Source organism: Streptomyces chiangmaiensis, from assembly GCF_036281785.1.
In the GTDB taxonomy this organism is placed as follows: Bacteria; Actinomycetota; Actinomycetes; order Streptomycetales; family Streptomycetaceae; genus Streptomyces; species Streptomyces chiangmaiensis.
On sequence record NZ_JAYWVC010000224.1, the window covers coordinates 1 to 12,375 of the forward strand.

Genomic DNA, 12,375 nt, shown 5'->3' on the forward strand with positions numbered 1-12,375 from the left:
GTTGGTGGGGTGTGGTGCTGTGTGCGGGAGCGTTCACCTGCGTTCACGCTCGGCTGGCTGTCGGCGTGGTGATAGCTCAGCGTCCCGTCTGAACGGTCGTGAACGAGGATGAATGAGACGGAAACTGAGTGCGTTGTGGCAAAGGGAGTCCCTGTTCGATGAGCAGGGGCTTCTTCGTGTGCAGGGCATGACCGCGACGGGGTAGGGGCAGGCAGCGGACGGCTTGTGTCGGACCGGCGCACGACCATCGCCGCCGCTTCTTGTGGGTGCGGCGCCCGCAAGGCCGGTGCACCGCACCCGCGTCGGCCCGTACCGCCCATGGCGTAGGACGGCCTGCCGGTCGCGACGCGATCGCCTACGGGTCGGTGCGCGCTCGCGGTCCGAGTTCGTCGTCGACGAGGGCGAGCAGGCTCCTGTGGCACAGGTCTCGCAGCTCCTCGCGGGTGATCTCCCGGGTGTCCAGCCAGTCCAGCACGAGCATGCGGCACATGAGGACCCAGCCCCGGACGGCCATCCGGAGCCTGGGCGTCTCGACCGCGCCCATCGAGGTGAGGGTGGCCAGGATGTTGCCCTCATGGCCGCGGGCCTGGGCGGCGATGATCGCGCGCACCTCCTCGTCGGCGGTGGCCGCTCCCGCATAGGCGGCGCGGATCAGGGCCGCGTTCGCCTCGAAGGCGGAGATGTAGGCATCCAGGCCGGCGGTGAGGCACTCTTCGAGCGGCAGGTCGGAGTCGGGGGCGGTGGGCTCGACCAGGCGGTCGGCAGCCTCCTGGACGACCGCGCGGAACAGGTCGCGCTTCGTTGCGAAGTAGCGGTACATCAGTCCCCGGGAGACGCCCGCGAGGCTGGAGATCTCCTCGATGGAGACCTCCTCGAAGGGCTGCTCGGCAAACAGGCGGGCGCCGATCTGCAGTAGCTGCTCACGGCGCGCGGCCGGGTCCAGGCGGGTACGGGCGGCGGTCCGGTCGGAGCTCATGCCTGCATCTTAGTGGACACCGGTTCATTAACTACTTGACATCGGTTCATTAGCACCCCATGGTGGCTGGTGAACCGGATTCATTAGCGCCGGTCCCGTGGTGTCGCGGTCGGCCGGGGCATACGTCGGTCCTTTGTGGATGTCAAACATCATCCAGATGGGGAGCGTGTGCGCTGCTTCGCCGACCGCGGTCCTGTGCCGGACCGGACCCGGACGTCTTCGAGGCACTGCTCGACGGCCCCACGCGATGGGCGCTCCTCGGCAGCGGCGCGGTCTTCGTCATCGGGACTGTCCTCTTCGGCATATCCATGGCGCGGTCCCGTGTGCTGCCGCGGCTCGCGGCGGTGGGGTACGCCGTCGGCCTCACGGCGCTCGCCCTGCAGGCCACCTGGCCCGATTCGCTGCGCAGCAGCGCGATCCACATGGTCTCCTGTGTGTCGCTGATATGCCTGTCCCGCTCCGTCTGGCTGCGTACGGCCGGCGCCTTGAACGGCGGCCCGTACCCGCTGGCGCCCGCCGCTGTCAGTGGCGGCGCCTACGCTCGACAGCGATGACTCAGGTGTGGAGATGTACGGGGCTGCGGTGGGGTGACGACGGACCCGTGCTGGGGTGGGAAGGCGGGCGCCGCAGTGGTCTTGAGCGGGGGAAGCGGGTGGCCTTCGCCGTCGTGCCGGCAGGTGGACGCACGTGTGTGGGGGCGCGCGGGCACGCGTGCCCGGTGCGGGCCGAGGTGGCGGGGCGGAGCACCGGTGCGCGGTGCGAGGAGTGCGCCCGTCTCGACCGGGCACACTCCGTCGCCGCCGATACCGTCGCCGACGATCCGCGGCCGTATCGCGTGTATCTCGCGTGGTTCGGGCCCGGCATGGTCAAGGTCGGGATCACCGTGGCCGAGCGTGGCGCGACGCGGCTCCTCGAACAGGGTGCCGTCTGCTTCAGCTGGCTGGGGCGAGGGCCGCTGATGGCGGCGCGGCGCGCGGAGGAGCTGCTGCGTGCCGCGCTCCGGGTGCCGGACCGGATTCCATACGCCGACAAACGGGGGGTGCGGGCGGTGTTGCCACCGGTCCGGGAGCGGCTCGCCGAGCTGGCGGAAGTGCACGCGCGGGCCGTGGCTCTCGAAGGCTGGCCGGAGTCGCTCGAGCGGGCGCCCTTCCGGGCTGTCGACCACAGCGGTGTGTTCGGGCTCGAGGGGCTGCCCCGCGCGGACGGCGTGGTGAGCGAGCTCGTCGCCGGCGGCGCGGTGAGCGGGGATGTACGGGCCGTCGCCGGGCCCGATCTTCATCTGGTGACCGCGCGGGGGCTGCTCGTCCTGGACTCGCGGTTGATGACGGGGTGGGGGCTGACGACCGCCGGGCGGGACGAAGTGTCCGTACCGGTGCGGAAGCCGGGGGACACGGAGGTGCAGGGCGGGCTGTTCTGACCGTCGAGGGCCCGGGCCGACACCGCGGGACGGGACGGTCGAGAGACGGATCCCTTTCGGATCCCGTACCGCAAGAGGGTGGACGTGCGGCACGGACGCGACTGATCGTGATGACATGAGCGATCACCCCATTGCCCCTGTCGCCGCCCATGAACCCCCGTACTACGCCGTCGTCTTCACCTCCGTGCACACCGAGGTGGACAGCGGGTACGGCGAAACCTCCGAGCGGTTGGAGGAACTGGTCAAGGACGTCCCCGGGTACCTCGGGATGGACCACGCCCGAACCCCGGGCGGGCTCTCGATCACCGTCGGGTACTTCCGGGACCTGGCCGCCATCGAGGAGTGGCGGAGCGATCCGGAGCACCGCGCGGCCCAGAGGAACGGGCGCGCGCACTGGTACGAGACGTACACGCTGCACGTCGCCAAGGTCGAGCGCAGCCATACCTTCCAGCGGACGGAGAACTGAGCGATCCGCCGCGAGCTCCCTCCCTGAGGCACCGTCACCTCTCAGTCCGCGCACGGGGCCTTCAGAAGCGGACCTGCTCACCCACGTCGCTTGGTCGTCCCCGCAGCGAGGTCACGGCCCGCGGAGGCCGGGTCCATGCAGGGCCTTCCCAGGAGTTCCCTGAGAGCTGCCTGTGCATTTCTCAGGGAAATCACAGATAGGAGAAAGGGCTCTCTCAGAGGCCCCCGACAAGGTGTCCACCATGACCACGACCTCGCCCCAGGGGCGCTCCGAACTGCTGAGGCCGGACGGGAGCCCCGTCCGAGTGCTGGTGGTGGACGACGAGCTGTCCATCACCGACCTGCTCTCCATGGCCCTCCGCTACGAAGGCTGGCGGATCCGCAGCGCGGGTGACGGACAGGGCGCCATACAGACCGCCCGTGAGTTCCGGCCCGACGCCGTGGTCCTGGACATGATGCTCCCGGACATGGACGGCCTGACCGTCCTGGGGCGGCTGCGGCGCGAACTGCCGGATGTACCGGTTCTATTCCTCACGGCCAAGGACGCCGTCGAGGACCGGATCGCGGGTCTGACCGCCGGCGGCGACGACTATGTCACCAAGCCGTTCAGCCTCGAAGAGGTCGTGGCCCGACTGCGTGGGCTGATCCGGCGGTCCGGTGCCGCCGACCGCCGTTCCGACTCCGTGCTCGTCGTCGGTGACCTCACCCTGGACGAGGACAGCCACGAAGTGTCGCGGGCCGGCCAGGGCATTCACCTCACCGCCACCGAGTTCGAACTGCTCCGCTTCCTGATGCGCAACCCGCGGCGGGTGCTCAGCAAGGCGCAGATCCTGGACCGTGTGTGGTCGTACGACTTCGGCGGGCAGGCCAACGTCGTCGAGCTCTACATCTCGTACCTGCGGCGGAAGATCGACGCCGGGCATGAGCCGATGATCCACACGAGGCGCGGCGCCGGCTATCTGATCAAGCCCGCTGCGTCATGAGCACGCGGCGACGGCCGCGTACGCAGAAGCGGGGACGACAGCCGCGCACGCTGCGGACACGGCTCGTCGTCTCGGCGGTGGCGTTGATCGCCGTGGTGTGCGCGGTGATCGGCACGGTGACGACGATCGCGCTGAGCCGGCATCTCGACCACCAGAAGAACGCCCAGGTCATCGTGGCCGGTCGGCGTGCCGCGGGGCTCATCGGTTCCCAGAACGCCGCGAGTTACCAGCTCGCCACCGGCGACCCGGTGATGGCGATCGGCGGCTTCAACGGCAGCGACCCGTCGCCGACTCTGGCCCAGTTCCAGAAGTACGTGGCGCAGGGCAGGATCCGCTACTTCATCGCCGGCGGCTTCGGCGGCGGTGGCGGCAACATCGGGTCCGACGTCGGCTCACAGATCAGTTCGTGGGTGGAGAAGAACTTCAAGAAGGTCACGGTGGGTTCGGCCACCTTCTACGACCTCACGCAGAAGTCAGCCGGCTGACGGTTCGTGTCCCCAGCGGTGGCCCCGGCACTCGTGCCAGGGCCACCGCTCTTGCGTGCCGGAACGACCGCGCCGATCTGGGGCCGGTGGCAGTGGAGTTGCCGGATGGGCCGCAAGGGGAAGGCTCGGAGGGGACCGTCGCCCCCGAGGTGTCACGGTCCTGCGCATCCGCCGGGCGCCTAGCATCGTGAGCAGGTCGCAGAGTCGAGGAAGGTACGCCATGGTGAAGGCAGCCCAGCGGGCGGAGCGTTTGGCGCGTACCAGCGTCTGGCTGGAGGGCAAGGGGCCCCGGGGCGGAGGCTCGCGTGGCGGCGGCCAGCCGTCGGGCCTGGACCGCGACCGGATCACCGAGGTGACCGTACGGCTGCTGGACGCGGAGGGACTGCCGAAGTTCTCCATGCGCCGATTGGCCGCCGAGCTGAACGTGACCGCGATGTCGGTCTACTGGTACGTGGACACCAAGGACGATCTGCTGGAACTGGCGCTGGACGCGGCCTTCGGCGAGATGCGGCTGCCCGCCGCCGACTCGGGCGAGGACTGGCGCGACCGACTGCGGGCGCTCGCCGTCGAATACCGAGCGCTGCTGGTGCGCCACCCCTGGTTGTCGCCGCTGGCCGGCACGTTCCTCAACATCGGCCCCCACGCGGTCGGCTTCTCGCTCGCCGTGCAGCGGGTGATCCGGCTGACCGGGCTGCCCGCACGCGGCCAGATGGGCGCGATCTCCGCCGTCTTCCAGTTCGTGTACGGCTTCGGCACGATCGAGGGCCGCTTCATCGAGCGCTGCGCGGCGGCCGGGCTGAGCCAGGACGAGTACTTCCGCCACGCCATGAGCGCGGTGACGGAGAGTCCGGACCTGAGCGAGGTCGTGCACCACGCCGCAGACCTCATGGAGGCCCGCGGCGGCGACACGGTGGAGGAGATGCGCGAGCGGGACTTCACGTTCGCGCTGGAGACGCTGATCGCGGGGATCGAGGCGATGATCGTGCGGGGGTAGCCCCCGGCGGCCGGGGAGCGGTCAGTCGTCCGACGGCACCAGGCGCGCCGGGAAGCCGCCCGTCGCCACCGGACCCCATCGCACCGGGGTGACCCGGATGATCGACTTGCCTTGCTTGACCATGGCCGCCCGGTACTCGTCCCAGTCCGGGTGCTCGCCCGCGATGTTGCGGTAGTACTCGACGAGCGGTTCGACGGAGTCCGGGGTGTCGAGGACCTCGGCCGTGCCGTCGATCTGGACCCAGGGCCCGTTCCACTCGTCGCTGAGCACGATCAGGCTGACCTGCTCGTCCCGCTTGGCGTTGCGGGTCTTGGCGCGCTCCGGGTACGTGGAGACCACGATCCGCCCGGAGTCGTCGACCCCGCAGGTCAGTGGCGAGCCCTGAGGGCTTCCGTCGGCGCGCCGCGTCAGCAGGATGGCGCGGTGACGGGGGCGTACGAAGTTCAGCAGTTCGTCCAGCGTCACGGCGGTGTTCGTCGCGATGTTCGGTGCCATGGAGGCAGCCTAGGGGCAGCGGCGCCGGATGTGGGTGACCCTGCTGTGCCTACGCCTGGGGCAGCGAGTCGCCCTGCACCGCCTGGATGTCCAGTTCGACCTTGAGAGTGGTACCGACCAAGGCGACGCCCGCATGGAGCACCTGGTTGTAGTTCATCGCGAAGTCCTCCCGGCGCAGTTCCGTCGTCGCACGGAAGGCCGCTCGGGTGCCGCCCCACGGGTCGGAGCCGGTGCTGAGGTAGGCGAGGTCCAGGTCGACCAGACGTACGAGACCACGCATGGCCAGTTCGCCGTGGACCGTCCAGCGGTCGGCGCCGGCGGCCGTCAGGTCCGTCGAGCGGTACGTGATCTCCGGGTACCTCTCGACGTCCAGGAAGTCGGCAGACCGCAGGTGGTTGTCGCGCATCCCGTTGCCGGTGTCGATCGACGCGGCGCGGATGACGGCCTCGACGCGGGACTTCGTCACGTCGTCCGGGGCGATCTCGATGCGTCCGGCGAACTCGGTGAAGCGGCCGTGCACGCTGGAGATCCCCAGGTGCTGGGCGACCGCGCCCACGGAGGAGTGCGCCGGGTCGATGGTCCACGGCCCGGGCGGCGGCAGCTCGGTGCCGCCCTGACGCGCCAGCGTCACGGTCCCGACCTCGGCCCGACCACTCGCCGTGACGATCGCGCTGGACGCGGCGGGCGCGTACCCGACCGCGGTCACGATCACGGTGTACGCGCCGGGGGTCAGCGCGGTCGCGTCCCGTACGACCCCGTCCCCGTCGGCCTCGGCGCGCACCACCTGGCTACCGGTCATGTCGGTCACGGTGACGACCGCGTGCGACACGGCCCATCCGTCCCGCGTACGGATCCGTGCGGTCAGTCCCATCGTGTGGTCTCCCTCTAAATCCTTGAATATCCCCGTAGAACACTAAAAAAACCGGCCCGTGGGGGCGCACCGCACGTCAACAGCGCGCCCGCCACGAGCCGGGTCCGGCTACTCGCCCGGGTGGGCCAATTCGATGTCGTGGTCGTCGACGCCTCGGCCGTTCACCGTCACCGCCGTCGCCACCGGCGGGTAGCCCGTCGCGATGACCGTGTACTCGCCATTGTTCAGGTCGGTGAAGGCATACGCACCGTCCGGACCGGTCGTGGCCGTGCCGACCACGTTGCCCGCCGCGTCGACCAGCGTCACGCGGGCGTCCCCGAGGGGGCCGTGCGGGGCCCGCACGACGCCCTCGACCTGGGCGCCGGAGTCGAGGTCGACCTCGATCCTGGTGACCCCGGTGGCCCCGATCTCCACGGGCAGGGCCCGCGGCCGGTGTCCGGCGGCGTTCACCGCGAGGGTCACGGCGCCCGGCACCAGCTCGGCGAAGGAGAACTCGCCCTGCTCGCCGGTGGTGGCGGTGGCCAGGAGATCGCCGCGGATGTCGGTGACGATCACCATCGCGTCCTTGACCGGCAGGCCGGTCTCGACGGCCCGCACCACTCCGCGCAGTCCGCTGGTGCCGCTGAGCAGGATGTCGTACGACACCGGGTCCTCGTTGACGACGACCGTCGAGGCCTGCGGCTGGAAGCCGTCGGCGGAGGCGATCAGGACGTAGCTGCCGGCGCCCGGCGCGTCCACGGCGTAGGAACCGTCGACCCCGGCGACCGACCGGCCCAGCTGACGGCCCCCGAGGGAGATCAGCGTGACGGCGGCCCGCGCCACCGGTGCGCTCTCGGCGCCACGGACGAAGCCGTGGACAGGGACGCCGCCGCTCTCACCGGCGGAGGTGGGCGGGGCCAGGGTGGCGACCGCGGCCAGCCTCTGTGTGCCGTCGGGGGCGGTCTCTGTGCTCGCCACCGCCCAGCTCGGGACCTTCTCCTCGATGGGCGCGGAAGCCTCGGCGGCGGCCACCGGCGCCTTCTCGGGCTCGGACTCGGAAGCCGCGGCCTGCGCCAGAGCGCCCCTGGTCCTCAGCGGGACCTCCTTGATGAACAGGGTGATCACCAAGGCGAGGAACGCCATGCCGGCGGCGATCAGGAAGACGTCGGCGATGGCGTGGCCGTACGCGCTCTCGATGACCGTGCGCAGCGGCTTGGGCAGCTTCCCCAGGTCCGGGATGGCGCCGTCGGAGCCCGCTTTGGCGGCGAGTCGCGCGTACTTGGGGCTGAGGTCGGCGAGGCCGTCCTGGACGTAGTCGGTGATCCGGTGGGTCATGATCGCGCCGAGGGCGGAGACGCCGATCGCACCGCCGAGGGAGCGGAAGAAGGTGACCGTGGAGCTGGCCGAACCGAGGTCCTGGGGTTCCACCTGGTTCTGTGTGGACAGCACCAGGTTCTGCATCATCATGCCGATGCCGAGACCCATCAGCGCCATGAAGACGGCCATCCTCCAGTAAGGCGTGTCGTAGCGGATGGTGCCCAGCAGACCCAGGCCGGCGGTGACGAGCACGCCACCAGTGACCAGCCAGGCCTTCCACTTGCCGGTCTTGGTGATGACCTGACCGGAGACGGTGGAGGAGACGAACAGGCCGCCGATCATGGGGATCGTCAGCACACCGGACATCGTCGGGGACTCGTCCCGTGCCAGCTGGAAGTACTGGGCGAAGAACACCGTGCCGGTGAACATCGCGACACCCACGAAGAGCGAGGAGAGCGACGACAGGGTGATGGTGCGGTTGCGGAACAGACGCAGCGGAATGATCGGCTCGGCGGCCCGGGACTCGACGAGGATGAAGATCAGTCCGAGGACGACCGCACCGGCCACCATGGTGTAGGTCTGCCACGACACCCAGTCGTACTTGTCACCGGCGAAGGTGACCCAGACCAGCAGCAGGGAGACGGCGGCGGAGATGAAGAACGCGCCGGCCCAGTCGACCTTCACGTCCCGCTTCATCACGGGCAGGTGCAGGGTCTTCTGCAGCACGATCAGCGCGACGACCGCGAAGGGGACACCGACATAGAAGCACCAGCGCCAGCCGAGCCACGAGGTGTCGGTGATGACACCGCCGATCAGCGGTCCGCCGACGGTGGCGACGGCGAAGGTGGCGCCGAGGTAGCCGGAGTAACGACCGCGCTCGCGCGGGGAGATCATCGCGGCCATGACGATCTGCGCCAGCGCGGACAGACCGCCGACGCCGACGCCCTGGACGACCCGGCAGGCGATGAGCATGCCGGGGTTCTGCGACAGGCCCGCAGCCATCGAACCGAGTACGTAGATGACCAGGGCTATCTGGACGAGCGCCTTCTTGCTGTACAGGTCCGCGAGCTTGCCCCACAGGGGGGTGGTCGCGGTCATGGCCAGCAGGGAGGCGGTGACGACCCAGGTGTAGGCCGACTGGCCTCCGCCGAGGTCGCCGATGATGTGCGGCAGCGCGTTGGAGACGATCGTGGACGACAGGATCGCCACGAACATGCCGAGCAGCAGCCCGGACAGGGCCTCCATGATCTGCCGGTGCGTCATCGGAGCGCCGACCGGGAGGCCTCCCCCGTGCTTGGCGTGAGCCCGCACACCGGCTGGTGTGGTCGTTGCCATGGGCTTCCTTTTTCCGTTCGTTATGCGGGTGTACGGGTGGTCTGGTCTGCAACGGATTGCGTCGCTGGGGCGAGTTGCATGAGCCGGGGCGCGGAGCGGCAGTCGCCGAAGCTCGCCCGCAGCCGCGCCATCAGCAGGATGAGCTGGTCGACGTCGTCCTCCGGCCAGTCGCTCAGCCGCTCGGCGAGCAGTTCGGTGGTCCGCCGGGACAACTCGTCGAGCTGGATCCGGCCGCGGACCGTCAGGCGCAGGATGCGGGAGCGTTTGTCCGCGGGATCGGGGGAGCGCTCGATCCAGCCGTGGTCTGCGACCTGCGCGACGTGGCGGCTCGTGACGGAGATGTCGACAGAGAGCAACTCCGCGAGCTTGCTCATGCGCATGTCCCCGAAGCGGCCGAGCAGTGTCAGTACGGCGGCGGAGCCGCCCGGGCAGTCGGGCGGCAGGATCCGCCCCATGTCCCGCGTCACGGCGCCAATGGCGCCGAGCTGACGCGCCAGCTCTGCGTATTGCGCTCGCTCGGCCATCACCCCTCCCAGTATCGTTGCTTGGGGCAACCATAAAACTGTTGGTTGCCGCAGGCAAACTAAGCCGGGGCTCCTGGACTAAAAACTTGGCAAAGGCAAGTATTGGCAAACGTAAACCCCCAGGTGGATCGCGTGTGCTCGGCAGAGTCCGTACAGGGAGGTCACAGCCCGGTGCTCCGCGACCCGGCGATAGTGGGGCACCCGCACTTGGGCAGCCTCCCCGTTTTCGCTAGGGTCTCGGGCCATGGCTAACACCCAGGGCCCCCAGGGCAACTACGACCCCGCCGGCAGCACGCAGATGTTCCGTGCGTTCGTCGACGAGGCCCCTCAGAACCGTCCGTCGGCGTCCGCCTCGTCAGGGCCGCGCGTCGGCCTGATCGTGGGCGTCATCGCCGTCGTGGTGATCGTCGCCGCGGTCGCCTGGCTGGCGCTGAAGTAGTACGAGCAGGGCGAGGCCCTACGTCCACTGGACGGACACGTCCCGCGTCTCGATGTGCCGAGCGGCACACGCCACGCGTCGACGCACACGCCTTGTCAAGGGTCTTAGTCCTGGGCATTGTTGAGCCATGACGCTGAGCCCTGCCCTCTTAGGGCGCGAGTACCTGCGCGTGTCCGATGACCGCTCCAAGCAGCGCCGTTCGGTCACAGAGCAGCACGACGACAACGTCACGGCGACGGCCGAGCACGGAATCGTGCTCGGCCAGCCGTACGACGGCGACAACGACCGCAGCGCGTCGCGGTTCGCCACGAAGCGGCGCGATGACTTCGAGCAGCTGCTCGCCGACCTGCGCAGCGGGCCGACCGGCCGTGACAGCGAGTTCGGCGCGGACGTCCTGGTCCTGTGGGAGAACTCGCGCGGCTCGAGGCGGGTCTCCGAGTGGGCCATCCTGATCGAGCTGCTCGAGGAGAAGGGCGTCCAGGTCTTCATCACGACCGACGACCGCCTGTACAACCCGGCTCGCCCCGCCGACCGGAAGGTGCTCCAGTCGGCCGCCATCGACTCGGAGCAGGAAGCCCTCAAGACGTCCGCCAGGACGCGCCGCACGGCCGCCGCCGAGGCCGCCAAGGGCCGACCGCACGGGCGCCCGCCGTTCGGCTTCCGCGGCGAGTACGACCCGAAGACCGGCAAGCTCATCACTTGGCTGCCGGACACGACGCTCGTGCCCGACTCGAAGCAACCGAGCGGCCAGATCGCGAAGTGCAACATCGTCCGTGAGGTCTTCGCCCGCCTGCGCGCCGGCCACTCGCTCCTGTCGGTCTCGGAGGACTTCAAGCGACGCGGCATCCTCAACGAGAGCGGCACGCCCTACACGGGCCCTCATATCCGGAGCATGGCCCTGCGTGCCGCCTACGCCGGGAAGCGCGTCCACCAGGGCCAGGTCACCGACGGCACCTGGGAAGGGCTCGTCGACGAGGAGACCTTCTACACCGTGCAGCGCACTCTCACTGCGCCTGGCCGTGCCATTAAGAACGACGGCAAGGCAGTGCACGAGATCTCACGCATCATCAGGTGCGGCGTCTGCGGAGACGTCCTGAAGGCCATCATGCGCCCGGGCGTGGGCGGCGCGAAGAATCCGCGGTACCAGTGCGCCATTCGCTCGTGCGTCAGGATCGATAAGGCGGAGACCGACGAGGTGGTCGTCGGCGCGATGCTTGCCTACCTGACGAGCGACACGGTGTACCGCGACTTCGCAGCGAGCCCGGGCGACTCGGAGAAGGCTGCGAAGCTGCGCGCCGACGTGGCCGCGATGCGTGCGGAGAAGGACGTGATGGAGGCTGCGGAGCCTGCCTCGCTCGCGGAGGCACGGATGATCGCGCGGGGCTTGGAACGTCTGGAGGCGGACATCGCTCGCCTTGAGGCCGAAGTGCGCGACCTGACCTTGCCCGCTGCCTTGAGCGACCTCATCCAGCCCGGCGCCAACGTCGTACGGAGGTGGGAGGCCGCACCAATCAGTGCGCGACGCGCTGTGGCGCGACTGCTGCTCACGCCTTCCGTCCTGGGGGAAGTGCGTGTGCACCGGATCGGCAGCGGGCGATGGCGAAACATCGCTGCGGTCGACCGGATCGAGTGGTATCGAGAAGACGGGAATGTGACGTAACTCACGCCACTTCGGATCGTAAGAGGATGCCCGATAAAGTTCGACGGAGTACGAAGATGTCCGAATTTCAAAAGCGAAGTCCGAGAAAATAAAAGGAAATACGAGGAAATTCGACGGGTCGGATGTCGTGGAATTGTGCACGACGGAGGAACCCCTCTGACCTGCTGGAATTCGTACCACCAGAGCCTTAGCCTCTAAGGAATCCGCGTTGGATTTGCACGGCCGTTCGCCGTGGAAGTCTGGGTCAAAGCGTGAACGGCAGGGGGCTCGATGGAGTCGTGGCGGCAGGCGCGCTCAAGGCTCGGCAATTTGGAACGCGCCTATCGGGGCAAGGCGCGGCCGACGGAAGTTCAGAAGGAAATCGACGAACTCCGTGCGAGCCTGCGCGTAAGCATTCAGTAGGTCGTGATCGGCTGCGGTGTCTGACGATGTGAC

12 protein-coding genes and 1 pseudogene are annotated in these 12,375 nt (G+C 69.1%); 8 read left to right on the plus strand and 5 right to left on the minus strand.

What is annotated here, in order from left to right:
- Positions 1–355: 355 nt before the first annotated feature.
- Positions 356–976, minus strand: a complete 621-nt coding sequence (locus VXC91_RS36900) for a TetR/AcrR family transcriptional regulator (RefSeq protein WP_329511719.1) — start codon at positions 974–976, stop codon at positions 356–358.
- A 308-nt stretch (positions 977–1,284) separates the two neighbouring features.
- On the opposite strand from VXC91_RS36900, the gene VXC91_RS36905 reads away from it, so the two are divergent.
- The 6 genes and pseudogenes from VXC91_RS36905 to VXC91_RS36930 all read left to right on the plus strand — a co-directional run bounded on the left by VXC91_RS36905 (position 1,285) and on the right by VXC91_RS36930 (position 5,320).
- Complete coding sequence (locus VXC91_RS36905) at positions 1,285–1,530, plus strand: hypothetical protein (protein ID WP_329511720.1); 246 nt, start codon at positions 1,285–1,287, stop codon at positions 1,528–1,530.
- Entirely contained in the window at positions 1,527–2,393 is an 867-nt protein-coding gene (locus tag VXC91_RS36910; protein ID WP_329511721.1) for a DUF2797 domain-containing protein, read from the plus strand. The genes VXC91_RS36905 and VXC91_RS36910 overlap by 4 nt, the downstream gene beginning before the upstream one ends.
- 115 nt (positions 2,394–2,508) lie before the next feature.
- Positions 2,509–2,859, plus strand: a complete 351-nt coding sequence (locus tag VXC91_RS36915) for an antibiotic biosynthesis monooxygenase family protein (RefSeq protein ID WP_329511722.1) — start codon at positions 2,509–2,511, stop codon at positions 2,857–2,859.
- Positions 2,860–3,100: 241 nt separating this feature from the next.
- Positions 3,101–3,841: a response regulator transcription factor gene (locus tag VXC91_RS36920; RefSeq protein ID WP_329511723.1), complete on the plus strand. Its 741-nt coding sequence runs from the start codon at positions 3,101–3,103 to the stop codon at positions 3,839–3,841.
- A 191-nt stretch (positions 3,842–4,032) separates the two neighbouring features.
- Positions 4,033–4,326, plus strand: a pseudogene (locus VXC91_RS36925) (mannosyltransferase YkcB-related protein); the annotation flags it as partial.
- 220 nt (positions 4,327–4,546) lie between these two features.
- On the plus strand, positions 4,547–5,320 hold the full coding sequence (locus tag VXC91_RS36930) for a TetR/AcrR family transcriptional regulator (RefSeq protein ID WP_329511724.1): 774 nt from the start codon (positions 4,547–4,549) through the stop codon (positions 5,318–5,320).
- A gap of 21 nt (positions 5,321–5,341) precedes the next feature.
- Here the strand turns inward: VXC91_RS36930 and VXC91_RS36935 are convergent, their stop codons facing one another.
- The 4 genes from VXC91_RS36935 to VXC91_RS36950 all read right to left on the minus strand — a co-directional run bounded on the left by VXC91_RS36935 (position 5,342) and on the right by VXC91_RS36950 (position 9,841).
- Positions 5,342–5,815 (minus strand): PPOX class F420-dependent oxidoreductase, encoded by a 474-nt coding sequence (locus VXC91_RS36935; RefSeq protein ID WP_329511725.1) that lies wholly within the window; start codon positions 5,813–5,815, stop codon positions 5,342–5,344.
- 49 nt (positions 5,816–5,864) lie between these two features.
- Positions 5,865–6,686 carry a YceI family protein gene (locus VXC91_RS36940; RefSeq protein ID WP_329511726.1) on the minus strand — a complete coding sequence of 274 codons (822 nt, stop codon included), beginning with the start codon at positions 6,684–6,686 and terminating at the stop codon, positions 5,865–5,867.
- A gap of 108 nt (positions 6,687–6,794) precedes the next feature.
- Positions 6,795–9,317 carry an MFS transporter gene (locus VXC91_RS36945; RefSeq protein WP_329511727.1) on the minus strand — a complete coding sequence of 841 codons (2,523 nt, stop codon included), beginning with the start codon at positions 9,315–9,317 and terminating at the stop codon, positions 6,795–6,797.
- 20 nt (positions 9,318–9,337) lie between these two features.
- Positions 9,338–9,841 carry a MarR family winged helix-turn-helix transcriptional regulator gene (locus tag VXC91_RS36950; protein ID WP_329511728.1) on the minus strand — a complete coding sequence of 168 codons (504 nt, stop codon included), beginning with the start codon at positions 9,839–9,841 and terminating at the stop codon, positions 9,338–9,340.
- A gap of 244 nt (positions 9,842–10,085) precedes the next feature.
- Here VXC91_RS36950 and VXC91_RS36955 point away from each other — a divergent pair, with 244 nt between their 5' ends.
- Together VXC91_RS36955 and VXC91_RS36960 are read left to right on the plus strand one after the other, a co-directional pair.
- Positions 10,086–10,280, plus strand: a complete 195-nt coding sequence (locus VXC91_RS36955) for a hypothetical protein (protein WP_329511729.1) — start codon at positions 10,086–10,088, stop codon at positions 10,278–10,280.
- Between the two features lie 127 nt (positions 10,281–10,407).
- Positions 10,408–11,940 (plus strand): recombinase family protein, encoded by a 1,533-nt coding sequence (locus VXC91_RS36960; protein WP_329511730.1) that lies wholly within the window; start codon positions 10,408–10,410, stop codon positions 11,938–11,940.
- Positions 11,941–12,375 lie beyond the last annotated feature (435 nt).